This window comes from Ralstonia sp. OTU4908, from assembly GCF_038440115.1.
Lineage (GTDB): Bacteria > Pseudomonadota > Gammaproteobacteria > Burkholderiales > Burkholderiaceae > Ralstonia > Ralstonia pickettii.
This window is the reverse complement of sequence record NZ_JASATD010000011.1, coordinates 69,413-87,568: the sequence shown is the minus strand read 5'-3', so window position 1 is coordinate 87,568 and position 18,156 is coordinate 69,413. Positions and strand designations below refer to the sequence as shown.

Sequence of the window (18,156 nt, the reverse complement as noted above, 5' to 3'; positions counted from 1 at the left end):
ATCAATTCTCCAGGGCGGCAGTGCCGGTCGAAGGCAGGTCCCGTTCGTCCGGGCGCACCTTGAAACACGCGGCATACAGCGCCGGCAGGAAAAAGATGGTCAGTACCGTGGCGATGGTGATGCCGCCCATCAGCGCGGTGGCCATCGGCCCGAAAAAGCCCGAGCGCAGCAGCGGGATCAGCGCAAGCACGGCGGCAGCGGCCGTCAGCATGATGGGCCGGAAGCGCCGCACCGTTGCGCCGATGATGGCGTCGAAGCGCTTTTGGCCCGCCGCGATGTCCTGGTCGATCTGGTCGACCAGAATCACTGAGTTGCGCATGATGATCCCGAACATGGCAATCACCCCGAGCAGCGCCACGAACCCGAATGGCTTGCCGAACAGCAGCAGCGCCGTCACCACGCCAATCAGCCCCAGCGGAGCGGTCAACACGACAATGAACGTGCGCGAGAAGCTCTTGAGCTGGATCATCAGCAGCGTCAGCACGGCAATGATCATCAGGGGCATCTCGGCATTGATCGACGTCTGGCCCTTCACGCTCTCTTCCACCGCGCCGCCAATCTGGATGCGATAGCCCACCGGCAGCTTGGCGCGTTCTGCGGCCAGGGCCTGATCGATGTCACGCGTCACGCCGATGCCCTGCGCGTTGCCGCGCACGTCTGCCTGCACCGTGATGGTCGGCTGGCGATCGCGTTCCCAGATCACGCCGTACTCGAGCTTGTTCTGCACATGCCCAAGCGCGCCGAGCGGAACCGGGCCGTTGGGCGTCGGCATGGCGAGGCCGGCGAGCTTGGCGGGGTCGACGCGTTCCGTCTTCGGTGCACGCAGATCGACGTTGATCAGCTTGTCACGTTCGCGATACTGCGTGACCGTGTAGCCGGACAGCGTCATCGCGAGGAAGTTGGAGACATCTTCCGACGTCACCCCCAGCTGGCGCGCCTTGATCTGGTCGATCTCGAACGACATCGAACGCTCTGCCGGTTCATCCCAGTCGAACTGCACGTTCTGGGTGCGCGCATCCGCACGGACCTTCTCGGCCACCTTGTCAGCGATGTTGCGCACGGTGGCAATGTTGTCGCCGCTCACACGGAACTTGATCGGGAAGCCCACGGGCGGGCCGTTCTCGAGCTGGGCCACACGGGTGCGAACGCCGGAGAAATCCTTCTCAAGCGTGGCGCTGAGCCAGCGCGAGAGCGCGTCGCGTTCTTCAACATTCTTGGCCGTGATGACGAACTGTGCGAAGTTCGGCTGCTGAAGCTGCTGGTCCAGCGGCAGATAAAAACGCGGGGCACCGGTGCCGACGTAATCGACAAAGTGTTCGATCTCCTTTCGACCATCCAGTGCTTTCTCCAGGCGCTTTGCCTCGCGCAGCGTGGCGTCAAACGACGCCCCTTCCGGCAAGCGAAGGTCCACCAGCAGTTCGGGCCGTTCCGAGTTCGGGAAGAACTGCTGGGGCACAAGGGTGAAAGCTGCCATGGCCAGTGCAAACAGCAAGGCAGTCACACCCAGGACCGCCCATCGGCGCCCGATGCAGAACGAGATCCACCCCGACAGGCGCTGATAAAAGCCGGTGTTGTAGATATCGTGGTCATGGCCATGTTCAGAAGCGCCGTTCTTGTGCTCGGGCAGCATGTGATAGCCCAGCAGCGGTACCAGGACCACGGCAGCGAACCACGAAACGATCAGCGAGATGGCCGACACCTCGAAGATCGAGCGCGTGTACTCGCCCGTGCTCGACTTGGCCAGCGCGATCGGGAGGAAGCCGGACACCGTCACCAGCGTGCCGGTCAACATCGGGAATGCCGTGCTCGAGTAGGCAAAGGCGGCGGCGCGCAGACGGCTCCACCCTTGCTCGAGCTTCACGGCCATCATCTCGACGGCAATGATCGCGTCATCAACAAGCAAGCCGAGTGCAAGCACGAGTGTGCCCAGTGACACCTTGTCCAGCCCGATGCCGAAGACGTGCATGCAAAGTGCGGTCACTGCCAGCACGATCGGGATGGAAATCACCACCACCATGCCCGTACGCAAGCCCAGCGATACCAGGCTCACCACCAGCACAATCGCCACGGCTTCACCAACCGAGCGCACGAATTCGTCGACGGAGTGCTTGACGGCATGCGGCATGCTGGAAACCGGAGACAGCTTCAGCCCAGCAGGCAGCGTCGCCTGAAGTTCGACCGCCGTGGCGTCGAGCGCCTTGCCGAGGTCGATCACATCGCCGCCCTTCTGCATCGTCACGCCAATGCCAAGCACTGCACGGCCGTTGGTGCGCATCTGCGTCACGGGCGGGTCGTCATAGCCGCGGGTGATCTTGGCGATATCGCCCAGCCGGAAGGTCCGCTTGTTCACGGTGATCAACATGTCGGACAGCGCCTGCACATCCTTGAACGCGCCGGTCGGTCGTACGAACACGCGGTCATCGGCGGTCGTGATCGTGCCGACCGGTGCCACGGTGTTCTGCGCGTCGATGGCCTGTGCGATCTGCTGCGGCGTGATGGCGAGCCGGGTCAGTTGCGCGTTGGAGATTTCGATGAAGACGTGCTCGGCCGGATCACCGAAGTAGTCCACCTTGGCGACGCCCGGCACGCGCAGCAGGACGGTGCGCAGCTTGTCTGCATAGTCGTGCAGTTGTGCCGGCGAGAAGCCGTCGCCTTCGAGCGCATAGATGTTGGTGTAGACATCACCGAACTCATCGTTGAAGAACGGCCCGACCGTGCCCTTGGGCAACGTTGCACGGATGTCGCCCACTTTCTTTCGCACCTGATACCAGGTCTCCGGCACGTCCTTGACTGGGGCGGCGTCCTTCATGGCGAAGAAGATCATCGACTCGCCGGGGCGCGAATAGCTCTTGATGTTGTCGACATACGGTGCAGCCTGAAGCTGGCGCCCGATGCGGTCGGTAATTTGCTCCTGGACTTGGCGCGCAGTTGCACCCGGCCAGTATGTCTGGATCACCATTGTCCGGAAGGTGAACGGCGGATCCTCAGACTGAGCAAGATGCGTGTAACCGATCACGCCAAAAAGCGTCGCCAGGCCGATCAGGAAGATCACCAGCTGCTGGTGGCGTAGTGCCCAGGCCGACAGGTTGAAGCCGCCCTCGTCCGCCTGAGATGCAGACGCCGTAACCGGGGCCGTGCCTCGCACGGTTTCGCGATCTTCGGCGCTCATGATGCAAAGTCCTCAGGGTGCAGCGGGGCGACCACTTGCACGTGCTGACCGGCATTGACGGCATGCACGCCCTGCATCACTACGCGATCGCCGTCGCGCAAACCGGAAGCGACCAGCACGCTGCGCTCGTCGTAACGCGCGATGGTGACGGGGCGCAATTCCAAGGTATCCGTGTTCGCGCGCACCACCCAGACCGCAGGCTCTTCGCCGCGGTGAAACAGTGCGGTGACGGGCAGCTTGAACGGGCGCGCGGCTCCCGCGTCGCTCTTCGCATCGAAGGCGATATTGGCGGTCATGCCCATGCGCACCGCCGCGTTTGGCGCCACGAGCGACAGCTTGACGCGCCACGTGCGGCTTTGCGGATCGGCCGTGGGCGATACCTCGCGCACGCGTGCCTCAAAAACTTGCGAGGGCGCAGCCGGGAGGCTTACGCGAGCCGTGCTTCCCACGGTCAGTGAAGACAACGCGCTCTCGGGCGCATCGCAAACGATGTCGACGTCACCCGTCCAATCGAGGTGATAGATCGATTGGCCCGCCTGGACGTTCTGGCCGGTGTCCGCATCTTCCGAGGTGATGACGCCATCGTGGTCGGCCACGAGCGTCGCGTAGCGCAGGCGATCGCCAACGAGTGCGGCCTGTGCCCGCGCGGAATCGCGTTGCGCAAGCGCGGATGCGTAGGCGTCCTGCGTCTGCTCCATCTGCGCCGGCGCAATCAGGTTCGCCTGCGACTGCGCACGGTCGCGGTCAAGCTGTTGCTTGGCGAAGACGAGCCGATGTTCGGCAGCTTCCAGTTGCGCCCGTGCGTTGGCGAGGTCGTTGCGCAGATCAGCCTGGTCGAGCATCGCCAGCACCTGACCTTGCTTGACGGTATCGCCGATGCGCACGCGGCGCTCGACCACTTTGCCGGCAACACGGAACGACAGCGGCGTGGAGTACCGCGCCTGCACCTGCCCCGGCAGGGTGTTGGCAACGGCGTTGCCGTCCGGGTGCAGCGTCAGCGCAACGACCGGTTTGGGCGCGCTGACCAGGGTTTCGCTGTGGTGGCAGCCCGCGAGCAGTACAGCGCAGCAGGCGGCAATGACAAGGGGCGCACGTTTGGAACGCCCGACGACGGACAGGTGGGGGCGCGCTGTCGTTTGCGCATGACGACCAGGATGTTTCACGATGTTTCCAAGCAAGTGATGGCCTAACGAACAATGGGTAACGCACATCCCGCAGCCGCGCTTCTTCTGCGCGGTCGGCTCTCGGGCTACGCGTCACGGAACTCGGATGTCGGGTACGCGAGTCGCCTGTCTCCACGGCGTTCAGGAACCACTTCTCGGCGAATGGCTGCACTCAGCCGGCAAGCAACGGCGTACGGCTCTCTGGCCTTTTTCGCCGGGGGCTTGCCCCATCACCGCGTCCTAACTCAGGGCGCATCACCCTGATCGACCCTACATTTCGACATTAAACTCATAACTGATATTATTGTCAACTATGACGCAAGACACTATCATCCTCGAGGAGAACACCATTCCAGACCCCTATGCGGAACCTCACGAATCGCGTGGCAGAAGGCTGCCGCGAGCGGCGCGGCACCCGGCGCAAACAGGAAACACGGGCACGTCTGCTTCACGCGGCGCTGTTGCTGCTGTCTGAAAAGAACATTGAGCGCGTCGCCATCAACGAGATCACCGAAGCCGCCGATGTGGGCTTCGGCTCGTTCTACAACCACTTCGAATCGAAGGAAGGGCTCTTTGCCGCCGTGATCGACTGGGCGTTTGAGGACTTTGCTGACAAGCTGGATACCATTGCGCATGGCCTGACCGATCCGGCCGAGGTCATCGCTATCGCGGTCCGTCACACGTTGCTGCGGGCGCAGCGCGAACCGGCCTGGGGCCGGCTGCTGATGCGCGAAGGCGTGTCTACACGCGCCCTGACGCGCGGCCTGGGCTTGCGCCTGCTACGCGACAGCAAGCGCGGGCTTGCCGCCAAGCGCTTTGTGGTGGCCGATCCGCTGACCAGCGTGCTTTCAGTGATTGGGACAGTGCTCGCCGGTGTTGCGGCCGAGCTGCACTTTACGGCGGCACCGGCGGTTCCCGGGCGCAGCCGTCAGACGGCTGCGGTTCGCGTCGAGCATTTGGCCGAACGTGCGGCCGTCTTCGTACTCCAGGCACTGGGCGTCAAGCGTGCTGAAGCGGAAAGAATCGCGCAACTGCCGCTACCGGAAGTCAGGGACGGTAACGCGGCAGCCGCCATGTGAGCCCTCGCGCTGTCTGGCGAGGGCGCGCATCGATCAGGCGTGATAGAGCTCGCTCGCCAGATAGCGGTGGCGCAATTCCCGTAGCGCGGCTGCAAGAACGGCGCTGGCAGGCAAAGCCAGCAGCACGCCAAAGAATCCGAACAGGTGACCGAACGCCAGCAACGCAAAGATCACGGCCAACGGGTGCAAGCCAATGCGCTCGCCAATCAATCGCGGCGTGAGGAAGACGTTTTCTAGGATCTGGCCCAGGCCATACACCACAGCAACGGCGCCGATACCGTAAAGATCGCCAAACTGAAGCACGGCGGCCAACACGGCAAGCGCAAGGCCAGCGGCAAATCCGACATAGGGAATGAACACCGCCAAGCCAGTAAACACCCCAACGGCAAGGCAATCTCGAAGCCGGCCAGCGTCAAGGCGATGGGGTAAAACGCGGCCAACACGACCATCACCAAAAGCTGCCCGCGCAGGTATTGCGACAGCATCCGATCAATGTCGATGACGAACGCCTGCGTCTTGGCAAGCCACCGACGGGGGACAAGGCTTTCCATACGTCGAAACATCTGGTGGCGGTCGTAAAGCAGATAGAACAGCACCAGCGGAACCAGCACCACGTTGCCCACGACGGTCAACATCGCGTTGCCGCTTGTGCGCAGGTATTGCCAGATTGCAATGGCGGAGTTGCCTTCACCACCATAGCGCGGTCCGGCCAGCAGATCGCGCAAATGTGGCAGATCCAGGTCGACGCCAAGCCCGAAAACAGCCAGCTTCGGCCGCAACCAGGCATTCAGCGTGGCAAGCAGCGCAGGAATTTTCGCCTGGAGTTGCGGACCTTCGGTCTGGACGACGGCGAACATCAGCGTGACGAGCAGCGCCGCCATCGCGGCAAAGCACAGGATCATCGCCAACGCGGCGATCCAGCGGGGCAACCCCCGACGCGCCAGCCACTCCACCCCCGGCTGCAACATGTAGGCGATCAGCGCGCCCAGCAGGAACGGGGTCAACACCGGCCGCAGTGCCCACATGAGGACACCGATTGCGAGCGCGACAAGGCCCCACAGCCAGGCCTGGCGGCGTATCAGAGCGGACACCAGTGTTCTCGATAGGCGCGCGCTACCCTGGGGATGGACGTTGCACCGTTCGCAACGGGAAGCGGCGCTCACCCGAGAAGACGGAACCCGCAACTCATTTCTCCTCGAAGTACGCGACGGCATGGTCAATAAATGCCCTGACTCTGGCGGGAACCATCGTTCGGCTCATGTAAGCGAGGCGCACCTCCGCTGCCGTATCCAGGATTTCATGATCGCCAAGCAATCGGACGAGGCGCCCTTCTCGCAGATCGTCTTCAACCAGCGCCAATGGCAACAGCCCCATGCCGAGTCCGGCGAGTACGACTTCACGGTTGAATGCCGCGTTGTTCGAGGTGATTTCGTACCGTAGTGGAACCACGAGCGGCGCGCCCTCCGCGCGGAACGTCACGATGGGCTTATGCACGGAAGGCGGTACGGTGACGAAGACGTGATCAGACAGATCGACCGGGTGAGACGGGCGCACATGCGATTCCAAGTAGTTGGGTGCAGCGACGATTGCCAAAGGCAAGCGCTGCAGCATGCGCGTCACGGCCAAATCGGTTGCCAGCATGAAGGGCAATACCAAGCCGATGTCATAGCCCTCGGTCGCAAGGTCGACAACGCCCTCCGCCAACGTCACATCCACCATGAGGTTTGGGTGCATCCGCTTGAAGGACGAGACCAGTGGGGCCAGCCACGCAGACGTTGCCGACGTATGGGCGACCAGCCGCAGCACGCCCACAGGGAGATGGCCTTGGCTGCGTGCATCAGATTCAAGGCAGTCCAGATCGTCGAGCACACGGCAACATCCGTCATAAAACCTGTGCGCTGCGTCCGTCAGCGAGAACTGCTTTGTCGAGCGGTGGAACAGGCGCGCCCCAAGCCGCTCTTCCAGGGAAGCGATCGCTCTTGAAACGACGGCCGGCGATACCCCAAGCATCTGCCCCGCCCGTCTGAAGTTTCTGACCTCAACGATCGTACGAAAGAGCCGCAAGCTCTCGAAATGATCCATATGCACCTCGAACAAGGCTCGCGGATACGGCGCACGTTGACGCGGCAGCTAAAACCCATGCGCTATTGAACGCGCTCAACTCCATAGCAGCCTTCGTTCTCGACCCCGGTTCCATCGCGAGCATGCGTAATTTAATCATATCTGATACTAATGTCAATTATGACGCATGAAGCCAAAAAAGAGGCGACTGCTTCCCGAGGCGTGTGTGGCCAGAAGGTGGATGAGATGAAGGCCGCTCTCCGCTCGCCGACTGCGACGAGGGGCCTATGCGGGCTGATAAAGGCTTGTCCCGCCTGGCCTCGACAGACTTGCCGCCCTTTTCTTAGGCACCACGATTCTTCATAAACCAATGAGTTAGAACACCCCTTCCCGACAGACTTTATTTTTGCGGATCACGCGCCGTGCAATCGCTGATGCCGCGAGCCGAGACGCCGGTTATGCATCGCACTCCACGCAGGACCGATTCGCGTCAGGGCGCGCCAAGCATGTTGTGGGGAAAGTCCCGAATGGGTGGCCCTGCCGCGAGACCGCGCTAGCGCACCATCACCGCATTCCTGCCCGCGCGTTTTGCGTCGTAGAGGGCCATATCGGCTTGCATCAGTGCTTCAGATGTCGCGTCTGCGACCGGCGCGTGATCTGCGGACGGGGCGTAGGCAGCCACGCCGATGCTGACGGTCACGACACCGCGAACGGAGGGCGCAGGCAGGGCGGCCTGTTCGACCGCGCGACGCACCTGCTCGGCGATGACCTTGGCGCGTGAACGCTCAGTGTCTGCCAACAGGACAACAAACTCTTCGCCGCCATAGCGCGCCACCAAGTCGGTCGGGCGCTTACCCGCAACGCGCGAGAGGATGTTGGCAACTTCGACAAGACATGCGTCGCCCCTGCCATGCCCGTATGTGTCGTTGATCTGCTTGAAATGGTCGATGTCGACCATGAGCACCGACAGCGGTTGCCCCGTACGCCGCGCGCGTTTCGATTCGGCCGCCCAGCATCTGTCGAATGCTTGACGATTGCCGACCTGCGTCAGACCGTCCAGCAACGACTGCCGCTCAAGCCTGTGATTCGCAGCCATCAGCGCCCGATATAGCCTTGTGATATCCGCAATCAGCATCGACAGTACAACCGCCGAGGACACCACACTGAGCAGCCGTGCCGCGTACCATCCCAGCGTATAACGAGCGCCCCCATGCAGGGTCAATAACGAGTCGGCCAAGCCGACAGCGAGCGCCACGGTGACCCAGACATCCACCGAGCGCCGGAGTCTGGTCAGCGCCAGATAGCCAGCAAGCGCAATGACGTTCGATCCGATCACGGGAACACCCAGGATTCGAACGAGGTTGACATATGTCCCACCCTGGATGAGCGCCGGTAAATACTCGGTGCCCCAGATACAGATCGGCACTACGGCCGCTGCTGAAATTGGTCCCAACCACGGCAATGCTCGCAACACTTGCGTGAGCTGAGGGCTTGAGCGACTGCGTTCATGGCAATACCGGCCAAGCGCCGCGAGCAGCAACAACACCGGATAGCCCGAATGCCAGAAGGTCCATAGCCACACGGCGGATTGAGGGCCGGCTCCGAGCAGGCCGTCGGCACTGAATACGCCCGGAAATGTGGGCAATTGCGCAATGGCAATCGCCGCCGCAAAAAAGTAGGCGCCTGCAAGCGCCCCATAAAAAGGCGTTCGGGCAAGGCGGGCACGCTGAAATAACAGATAGCCGGTCAGCCCTTCAGACAGGACGACCACCGTCAGGAACATGGGCAGAAACGGCTTGACCTCTGGCAAGGTGCGCTGGGCGTGGCGGAAGGCGATCGCAGCCACGGCAACAATCATGGCGCTGATCAGCGTGGCTGCGAGAATCTCGGTGCGTGAGGGCCGTCCACCTTCCAGTTGTACTGCTTCAGTCATGTCGCGCTAGCTCGGGGCATCGTCATGAGTAATCGACGCGACATGCGCAGTCTTTAGCCGGTGGGCCGCATGTGTGATTCGAAGCTCATTTCCGCGGCCGCCGTTCACAGCCGGCGCTTGCGCTCCGGGGCATTGCTGGCCATGCACTGTCACGCCGCCCATAGACGGAGATAAGACCCATCGGGATCGTACTCAGCGGCCTGTTTCCGGACGTTGAATCGCCGGCCGCCACGTGGGTCCGTGCCGCGCCCCGCGATATACAGCCAATTGCCCTGATTGCTGTAAACGTCGTAGTCGACGAGTTGGGATTCGAACCACGCGGCACCGGCACGCCAGTCGCCTCCCAGCTCATGCACGAGGTAGCTCGCGACCACCTGTCTGAGCCTGTTGCTGAGGTAGCCGGTGGTCTCCAGCTCGCGCATCGCGGCATCGACGAGCGGCTCGCCGGTCGATGCACGACGCCAGCGCTCGAAGCCCTGCACATCTGGGCGCTCCGCGTGCCGTACCTCATTTGCGAGACCGCGTGCGCGGTACAGCCGAGCGCCATGCTGAAGATGCAGAAAGCGGAAATAGTCTCGCCACAGCAGCTCGAACCATAGCCAGTAGCTCCCGTCGCTCTGTCCATGCGACTGCTCGAACTGCTGCAGTTCCGCCATCACGCGTCGGGGCGACAACGCACCGGTGGCCAGCCACGGCGACCATTTGCTCGAGAAGTCCACACCGGCCAAGGCGTTGCGCGTGCGCTTGTACGTGTGAGGCAACTGGCGCTCCAGGTATTGGGCCAGGTGCCGAAGGCCCGCCGTCTCGCCACCATCAAACTCCGGTGTGCCATACGGGAACGACGCGCGCGAATCTGTCGACAGCGTCTGGTTTGCAACGTAGGCCGGCGCGCGCAGGCCCGGTGGAATGATCACACCCGCCGGCCATGGCGGAAGGCGGTTGGGCGGTGACAGCGGCGTCGACGGTGCAATCCGCGCCCGTTCGAGCGCTTGCCTGAATGTTGTGAAGACCGCCGGCAGCGATTGAACAGGCCAAGGCAGACACAGCGGATCGATCAGGCTGCTCTGCCAGACCGTCTGCACCTGCAGCCCCGCGCTTCGCAGTTCGGCCACTTCGGCTTGCTCGTACGGCGCGGCGATGTCTTCGCAGACGACCGTCGAGGCGCCCACGGCGCGCGCCACTGCGGGCAAGACCTTCCCCGGCGGGCCATAGCATTCCACCAACCGGGTGCCGAGATCGGCCAACTGGCGGGCCAAATCCCGAAGCGCCGCCGCAAGCACGGCCCGGCGGTGCACACCTACGCGCGCAAAGCCCCAAGGCGTCTGTGCTTCATAGTCGGCATGGCAGTACACCGGGACGAGGTGCGAGGCTCCGGTCTCGCATGCGGCACGCAGAGCCGGCTGGTCATGCAATCGCAGGTCGCTGCGGAACCAGAACAGCACGGTGTTCAACGCGGTTCTCCATGCTGTGCCCTGGGCTGCCTGCCTTGTCTGCGACAACGCTCCGAGCAGTACTTCACCGCATCCCAATCCCGTGCCCACTTTTTTCGCCAGGTGAATGGCAGGCCGCAGTGCGCACATTGCTTGTTCGGCAGGTTCGGCTTCTTATGCATCGGCGGAATCAAAAGTCGAGACTAAGCTGGGAAGACGTGGCCCCACTGCCGCGCGGGTTGTCGACGCGATCACGGCGCATACGCGAAGCGTGTTTCTTCACGATGGCGTGATTGGCGGCGTGAACTTCCGGCCGCGCACGCAACGCATGGACGCGCATCTTGGCCTGCCGCGTTGCTGCCTCAAGGTCGACCAGCGGCACGGGGATGTCTTCGCCCACCCGCACTCCGCAGCGCGCCTGCACATCGGGCGGCATGCGCCAAGGCTGCAAGAGCCAAGCATCGGGCACGCGGCGCAGGGCCGGCAGCCAGCGCCTGACAAACCGGCCATGCGGGTCCTGGTCCTGCGCCTGCTTGATCGGGTTGTAGACACGCGTGGTGTTAATGCCGGTGGTGCCGGCTTGCATCTGCATCTGGCTCCAGTGAATTCCCGGCTCGTAATCGACGAACTGCCGGGCCAGCCAAACGCCCACCGGCCGCCAATGCAGCCATAGCGGGTAGGAAGCCACGGAAACAAGCATGGCCCGCATGCGAAAGTTGATCCATCCGGTCTCTCTCAGCATGGCAACACAGGCGTCCACCATCGGCCAGCCGGTGCGCCCGGCGACCAGGGCGGCAAAGTGATCGGCGTTCCATCCCGATTCACGCAGGCCGTCGTAGCCGCGGTGCAGATTGCGGAACTCGATGGCGGGTTCGGATTCCAGCTTCTGGATGAAGTGGCAATGCCAATGCAGGCGGCTGACAAACGCAGCCAGCCCCTTACGCTGCCACACCGCATCCTCGTCTGTGCTGGCCCTGAGCTGGAGCACGCGTTGCTCGGTGGCCTGTACCACTTCGCGCATGCCGAGGCATCCGTATGCCAGGTAAGGAGACAGACGTGAGCAGGCGCTCGGCGCCGTCAAAGGCGAAGAGATGCCGCCCCGATAGTTCCGGCTTCGCTCGAACAGGAAATCGCGCAGCACTTCGCTGCCGCGCGCGCGTCCACCGCGCTGGCGGCGAGGGGGGGCATGTGTATCCAAGCCGAGGGCCTCGCACCCAGGCCAGTCCATCGCCGGCCATGGCAGCATGACATCGCTAAGGGCGCCCACCCCGGGCGCAGGCATGCAGGGCGCGTACATATGCTCCGCCCAGCGGTCGTGCCAGACGTCTCGCGTCGGCAAGCGCCGCACCACGCCGTGCTGGGGCCACTCGCGCCAGGTCACGGCGTGATGGCGGCACCAGCCAGCAACGGCCTTGTCGCGCGCGAACGTATGACCGTTACCGGTTTCCTCATGAGACACCAGGAGACTGAACGGCGCTGCCGCATGCAGCCGCCCGAGTACCTCCGTCACTTCGCCCACGGCCACTTGCAACCGTGCGCCGCATGCACGCAGTTGCTCCGCAAGATCATGCAGGCATTCCTGGATAAAGAGATAGTGCTGGGATGCGGCGTCCGGCTGCGCCCACAGGCTTGGCTCGATGACGTACAAACACAAGACTTTTCCCTGGCGGGCAGCGTGGACAAGCGGAGCATGGTCGTGCACCCGCAGGTCGCGCTTGAACCAGACAACGGTGTAGCTCATGGATCTTCGGCGGCTTGCAGCGCGGCTCGATCGCGCCGTCTGAGTATAAGAACGCCGGCTCCCGCAATGAACGACCCACCGCGCTGGCCGAGCATAAATTTCCAACGCATTCCAGACTCAAATCGCCCCGCTACGGCGTGGAAGACACGTTTCACGGTTTGGCAACGCGCTGCGCCGAATCGCGCTCAGGCGTCGGCCACAAAGCGCGTCACATCCGAGAGCACAGGCCCGAGAAATTGCAACGGCGGGGCCAGTGCGGCCACGAGTGTTTTGTGGTCCAGCCCAGGGTAGACCTTGAGTTCCACGGCGTGCCGATACGCGGTCAGGCGTTCGGCAAGCGATAGCGTATTTCGCCGGACATCCACATATGCATCGTGTTCGCCGGTGAGCAGCAACGCCGGGGGCAACCAGTCCTGACTCACGTGGAAGAACGGCTGGCTGTCCGCTGTTTCATTCGGATGATTGAACACGGGCCGCACGTCGGCTGCTTGAATCGGCAGGAAGTTGTAAGGACCAGCCATGCCGATCCAGCCCGACAGCGTTTCAATGCGCAAACCCTGCACCGCCAACCAGCGGCTGTCGGTTGCCAGCATCGCGGCGTTGTAGGCGCCTGCGCTGTGCCCGGCAACGAACAAGCGTGCGTCGGCATAGCCCTGCCGATCCAGCCACCGTCGCGCGAAGGCCGTGGCGGCGGCACAGTCGAGCAGGAAGTCCGGGTAGCGCACCTCGGGATACAGCCTGTAGTCGGCAACCATTGCGATTGCCCCCGCCGCGGCCAACGCCTCGCCAACGAACGCGTAATCCTTGCGGTCGCCCTCTCGCCACGATCCGCCGTAGAAGAAGACCACCGCACGGGGCGGCCCTTCCATCGGGCGAACCGGCCGGTAGACGTCCAGCCTTTGCCGCGGATGTGCGCCGTAGGGCAGGCCAAGCGCCGGCACACTTGCGTCGGACGTCGACACGGCGTTGAGAACATCCAGGGCCGAACACCCTGCCAGGCTCGCCAACGCGGTTGCCATCCATGCTCGACGGGTCACGCCACGCATCGGCATCCTCCATGCGGCACCGAGGCCGGGCGAACGCGCAGATGGCGGTCAGTGCCGCCCATGCTCGAAGGGATACGGATCAAGTGGAAGCGCATACAGTTTCAGGTCAAGGCAAGACGTTCGCTCGTATACGCGCGTTTTCGGGGGTTGGATGCGCTGCCCTGAATGTATCGGCCAACTGCATGATCCATCGGCATGTGGCGGTGCCACGCGGTAGACCGCCCTGACCGAGACGGCCCGTGCCGGCGTATCGCACGACCAGGTAAGAAGAACACGTCATACATCGACCTCGCCGCCTCCATCGGCGTATCACCTTCATGGCCCTGCAACCCGTATGGACCCGTTTTTCTTCCGCTCGATATCGACGACAATAGCGGCTGTGCCGGTGCGTTGGTCCCGATGACCGCGCCGGCATCCAACCATTGAACGGGAAAAACGCCATGCGCGACATCATTGACGGTTTCCTGCGCTTTCAGCGCGACATCTATCCGCAACGGGTAGAGCTTTTCAAACAACTTGCGACATCACAGAACCCCAAGGCGCTGTTCGTGACCTGCTCGGACAGCCGCGTCGTTCCTGAACTGCTGACACAACGCGAACCCGGTGAGCTGTTTGTCATCCGCAACGCGGGCAACATCGTGCCATCGTATGGCCCGGAGCCGGGCGGCGTTTCGGCCACAGTCGAATATGCCGTTGCGGTGCTGGGCGTGCAGGACATCGTGATCTGCGGCCACTCCGACTGCGGTGCGATGGGCGCCATCTCGCGCTGCACCTGTCTTGACCACCTGCCGGCCGTGGCCAACTGGCTGCGCCACTCAGACGCCGCCAAGGTCATCAACGCAGCGCATACGTTCGACTCGCCCCGAGCCAAGCTGGACGGCCTCGTTCGTGAAAACGTGATCGCACAGCTTGCCAACCTGCGCACGCACCCGTCGGTTGCGCTCGCCCTCGAACAAGGCCGCATGAACCTGCATGGCTGGGTGTACGACATCGAGAGAGGCAGCATCGACGCGCTGGATGGATCGACGCGCCGCTTTGTGCCGCTTGCGGAATCCCCCACCACGGTGGCGGTCACGTCACGCAGCCAGCGGCAAGGCTGACGAGCACGGCCGGGGCCTTCGGGCACCGGTCGCTCCCGGCCACGCGGCGGGTGTAGTTCCCGCCGCCCAATATCAATCTGCGGGTTACCGAGTAACGGGATGCTTATCCTGCACCAGCAGACCCGCCAGCGCCTCGTCCAGATTCGGAAAGCGAAAGCGATAGCCGGCCTCCAAGGCCCGCCGCGGTTGCAGACGCTGACTGCCCAGCAGCAACACTGACATTTGGCCCAGCGCCATTCGCAATACCCAGGCAGGAACCGACAGGAACATCGGCCTGCGCAGGGTCGCCGCCAGCGTGCTGGCAAAGTCTGCGTTTCTGACGAGGTCCGGTGCGCACGCATTGAAGGCGCCCCAGCAATCGGCGTGGTGCAAAAGGAAATCAATCAGACCGACCACGTCGTCAAGATGAATCCACGGCATCCATTGACGCCCATTGCCGAGCCGACCACCAAGCCCCATGCTGAATGGCAGACGCAGTCTGGGCAACATGCCGCCGTCGCTTGCAAACACGGGCGCGGTGCGCAGTAACACGACACGCATGCCGAGCGCCTCGGCACGGCGCGCTTCCTCCTCCCACGCGACGCAGAGTTGACTGCCAAAGTCGTCCTTGCCAGCGCGGCTGTCTTCATCCAGGGGCTCCTGCCCCCGATCGCCATACCAGCCGGTGGCAGATCCGGAAACAAGCACGCGAGGGGGCTGCTTGCAACGGCCGAGCCAGTCCACGAGTTCACGGGTCAGATCGACCCGGCTGCGCCACAGAATTCTTCGTCGCGGCGCACTCCACGGGCGATCGGCAATCGGCGCGCCCGCCAGATTGATGACCGCATCCAATGGCGCAGCACCGTCCAGCTCTCGCAGCGTTGCAATGCCGCGCGCACCGGCACACAGCCGCGCGACGCGTTCAGGCGTACGGCTCCAGACAACCAGATCGTGCCCCTGCGCCTGCCAGTGGCGGCACAGGGCCCGCCCGATCAATCCGGTGCCTCCAGTCAGCAAGACGCGCACGATGGGGCGACCTCCTTATTGCGGTTCAACACTGTCATAACGCCTCGAGCCTTGCGCGCACTTCTTCGGCGCGCTTGCGCAGGGCGTCGCGCTCCTCGGCTTCCATCTTGGCGAGTTGTCGATACACCATCGACAGCCGCGGGTTACGGCCGAACACTTCACTGTGGCGCGCAAAGAAATCCCAGTACAGCGCGTTGTAAGGGCATGCGCGCTCACCGACACGCTGCTTGCTGTCGTAATGGCAGCCCTTGCAGTAATCGCTCATGCGGGAAAGATAAGCGGCGCTACTGACATACGGTTTGGTGGCAATGCGGCCGCCGTCTGCCCATTGGCTCATGCCCACCGTATTCGGCAGCTCCACCCATTCGAATGCGTCGATGTACACGCCGAGGTACCAGCGGTGCACCTCGTCGGGCGCGAGCCCCGCCAGCAATGCGAAGTTGCCGATCACCATGAGGCGTTGAATGTGATGCGCATGGGCGGTTTGCAACGACTGGCCGATGGCGAGTTGCAGGCAGCGCATCTGCGTCTTTCCGCTCCAGAACCAGGATGGCAGCGGCGCATCGTGGTTCAGCACGTTGCACGAAGCGTATCCGGGCATCTGCGCCCAGTAGATGCCGCGTACATATTCGCGCCAGCCCAGAATCTGGCGGATAAACCCCTCCACGGCAGGCAATGGCGCCTTGCCATGCCGATACGCTGCCTCGGCGCGATCGATCACCTCGCGCGGATTCAGCATCTTCACGTTGAGGGAAAAGGACAGCAGCGAGTGGAACAGCCGCTGGTGACCGCTGCTCATGGCGTCTTCAAAATCGCCAAAGTGAGGCAGCACCTGCGCGACAAACGCGTCCAGGCAGGCCAGCGCCTCGGTGCGGTTCAGGGGCCACCGCAATGCCCCGGCCTGCGGGTTGCCGAACGACTTCACACCGCTGCGTTCAATGGTCTCCCACAACGCCCGGTGGTCATGCACAGGACGCGCGTCGGCGGGCTCGGGGGGCGAGCCGCGCCAAGGCTTGCGGTTGTCATGATCGAAATTCCACTGCCCACTTTCCGGCGCCCCCGTGCCGTCGAGCAGCACGCCAAAACGACGTCGCATCTCGCGATAAAACCGCTCCATCAGCCACTGCTTGCGGCCTTCAAACATGGCAGCCAGCTCATGCCTGCCCGTCAGGAAGTGTTCGGTATCGACTTCGCTCGTCGACAGCGACTGCGCTTCGGCCCAACGACGCAACTGTTCATCCAGGCGCCACTCGTCGGGGGATTGCCATTCGACGCGCTCGGCGCCGTAGTGCCGGGCGAGCGCGGCGAGATTCTCGGTCACGGACTGGCGGTTGCTTTCGTCGTCGATCGCCACATACCGCACGCGGTGACCCGCCGCCCGAAGACCGCGTGCAAAGTCGCGCATGGCTGCAAAGATGGCGAGGATCTTTTGCGCGTGGTGCAGGACGTAATCGGTTTCTTGCCGCACTTCCATCAGCACGTAGACCACGTCCGCGTCCGCGTTCGCAAACCATGAATGCTGCGGGTTGAGCTGATCGCCCAGCACCAGCCGAAGAATCTTGGCGCTGTGGTTCATGTCATTGTTCGGTGGAACATGGCGCCACGGCCTTGCGCCGCGTGCTCGCTTTCGGTCTTGTGCATACGCCCTCGCCGCTACTGAGACGGATCCTGCCGCCCATGGGATACCGAGATGAGCGCGTTCGTATCAATGCCCAGCGCGCGTGCACGCGCGAGGATCGCCTCGCGCTGCGCGGGGTCGAGTTGCTTGTCCCGCGTCAACACCCAGCAATAGCTGCGGTCCGGCCCGACAACCAGCGCCCAGCGATAGCCCGGATCGAGCGCAGCCACGTGATAGCCGCCGTAGAACGGACCGAAGAACGACACCTTCAACGAGCCGGTATCGTGGCTGCCAATGAACAGCGCTTTGCCGACCGCCTCGCGCCACTCGCTTTTCGCAGGATCGAAGCCGCGATTGACCACACGCACACTGCCGTCGGGCTGGAGCTGGTACGTGGCCGACACGTCGGTCAAGCCGCGCTCGAACGAGTGATCGAGCCGAGCCTGCTCGTACCAGCGCCCCTGATACCGTTGAAGATCAAACGGCGTGACAGCAGTGATGCCTTCGGGCGGGCTCGTCGGCACACAGCCTGCCAGAAGCGTCGCGCCCGCCAGCAGCGGCAACAGCCATTGCAGGCGCGCGCGCACTGCACGCAGGCCATGCTTCGCAAGTTGAAACGCGGTTGTCAACGCATCTGCCATTCAAATCCTCCCGACATGAATGCCGCCCATGGCGACATGAAACGCTGCACTACGCAGCGCGTCAACGGAATGCGGCGCAACCCGCGGCAAATTCCCACCAATGAACACGCTTTGAGTCAGTAAATTCGCCCATACCAGGCGAATCCTGTTGCAGAACGGTGTAAGCCGTG

At 63.3% G+C, this 18,156-nt stretch carries 13 protein-coding genes and 1 pseudogene; 2 read left to right on the top strand and 12 right to left on the bottom strand.

From position 1 onward, the window contains the following. Position 1: 1 nt before the first annotated feature. Positions 2 to 3,169: an efflux RND transporter permease subunit gene (locus AAHM38_RS12155; protein ID WP_116576260.1), complete on the bottom strand. Its 3,168-nt coding sequence runs from the start codon at positions 3,167 to 3,169 to the stop codon at positions 2 to 4. Continuing rightward, the gene (locus AAHM38_RS12150) at positions 3,166 to 4,332 is read right to left on the bottom strand and encodes an efflux RND transporter periplasmic adaptor subunit (protein ID WP_116576259.1); all 1,167 of its coding nucleotides are present in this window, start codon (positions 4,330 to 4,332) and stop codon (positions 3,166 to 3,168) included. Before AAHM38_RS12150 ends, AAHM38_RS12155 begins: the two co-directional genes overlap by 4 nt. Positions 4,333 to 4,694: 362 nt before the next feature. Between AAHM38_RS12150 and AAHM38_RS12145 the strand changes: the two genes are divergently transcribed. Then, positions 4,695 to 5,411: a TetR/AcrR family transcriptional regulator gene (locus tag AAHM38_RS12145; protein ID WP_009239808.1), complete on the top strand. Its 717-nt coding sequence runs from the start codon at positions 4,695 to 4,697 to the stop codon at positions 5,409 to 5,411. Positions 5,412 to 5,444: 33 nt separating this feature from the next. Here AAHM38_RS12145 and AAHM38_RS12140 read toward each other — a convergent pair. The 7 genes and pseudogenes from AAHM38_RS12140 to AAHM38_RS12110 all read right to left on the bottom strand — a co-directional run bounded on the left by AAHM38_RS12140 (position 5,445) and on the right by AAHM38_RS12110 (position 13,622). Further along, positions 5,445 to 6,436, bottom strand: a pseudogene (locus tag AAHM38_RS12140) (AI-2E family transporter). 160 nt (positions 6,437 to 6,596) lie between these two features. Next, the gene (locus AAHM38_RS12135; protein WP_116576258.1) at positions 6,597 to 7,493 is read right to left on the bottom strand and encodes a LysR family transcriptional regulator; all 897 of its coding nucleotides are present in this window, start codon (positions 7,491 to 7,493) and stop codon (positions 6,597 to 6,599) included. 532 nt (positions 7,494 to 8,025) lie between these two features. Further along, a complete protein-coding gene (locus tag AAHM38_RS12130) occupies positions 8,026 to 9,405 on the bottom strand; it encodes a sensor domain-containing diguanylate cyclase (RefSeq protein ID WP_009239811.1) in 1,380 nt (459 codons plus the stop codon). A gap of 149 nt (positions 9,406 to 9,554) precedes the next feature. Further along, on the bottom strand, positions 9,555 to 10,856 hold the full coding sequence (locus AAHM38_RS12125; RefSeq protein WP_165835793.1) for a DASH family cryptochrome: 1,302 nt from the start codon (positions 10,854 to 10,856) through the stop codon (positions 9,555 to 9,557). After that, positions 10,853 to 11,017 (bottom strand): DUF2256 domain-containing protein, encoded by a 165-nt coding sequence (locus AAHM38_RS12120; RefSeq protein ID WP_165835792.1) that lies wholly within the window; start codon positions 11,015 to 11,017, stop codon positions 10,853 to 10,855. The genes AAHM38_RS12125 and AAHM38_RS12120 overlap by 4 nt, the downstream gene beginning before the upstream one ends. 8 nt (positions 11,018 to 11,025) lie before the next feature. After that, complete coding sequence (locus AAHM38_RS12115; protein ID WP_116576256.1) at positions 11,026 to 12,576, bottom strand: cryptochrome/deoxyribodipyrimidine photo-lyase family protein; 1,551 nt, start codon at positions 12,574 to 12,576, stop codon at positions 11,026 to 11,028. A gap of 185 nt (positions 12,577 to 12,761) precedes the next feature. Then, positions 12,762 to 13,622 (bottom strand): alpha/beta hydrolase, encoded by an 861-nt coding sequence (locus tag AAHM38_RS12110; protein ID WP_103518912.1) that lies wholly within the window; start codon positions 13,620 to 13,622, stop codon positions 12,762 to 12,764. A gap of 440 nt (positions 13,623 to 14,062) precedes the next feature. Between AAHM38_RS12110 and AAHM38_RS12105 the strand changes: the two genes are divergently transcribed. Further along, positions 14,063 to 14,722 carry a carbonic anhydrase gene (locus AAHM38_RS12105; RefSeq protein WP_004634952.1) on the top strand — a complete coding sequence of 220 codons (660 nt, stop codon included), beginning with the start codon at positions 14,063 to 14,065 and terminating at the stop codon, positions 14,720 to 14,722. An 84-nt stretch (positions 14,723 to 14,806) separates the two neighbouring features. On the opposite strand, the gene AAHM38_RS12100 is transcribed toward AAHM38_RS12105, so the two are convergent. The 3 genes from AAHM38_RS12100 to AAHM38_RS12090 all read right to left on the bottom strand — a co-directional run bounded on the left by AAHM38_RS12100 (position 14,807) and on the right by AAHM38_RS12090 (position 17,986). Continuing rightward, positions 14,807 to 15,727, bottom strand: a complete 921-nt coding sequence (locus AAHM38_RS12100; protein ID WP_116576255.1) for a TIGR01777 family oxidoreductase — start codon at positions 15,725 to 15,727, stop codon at positions 14,807 to 14,809. Between the two features lie 34 nt (positions 15,728 to 15,761). Then, positions 15,762 to 17,303 (bottom strand): cryptochrome/photolyase family protein, encoded by a 1,542-nt coding sequence (locus AAHM38_RS12095; protein ID WP_116576254.1) that lies wholly within the window; start codon positions 17,301 to 17,303, stop codon positions 15,762 to 15,764. A gap of 77 nt (positions 17,304 to 17,380) precedes the next feature. Continuing rightward, positions 17,381 to 17,986 carry a lipocalin family protein gene (locus AAHM38_RS12090; RefSeq protein WP_103518909.1) on the bottom strand — a complete coding sequence of 202 codons (606 nt, stop codon included), beginning with the start codon at positions 17,984 to 17,986 and terminating at the stop codon, positions 17,381 to 17,383. Positions 17,987 to 18,156: the final 170 nt, after the last annotated feature.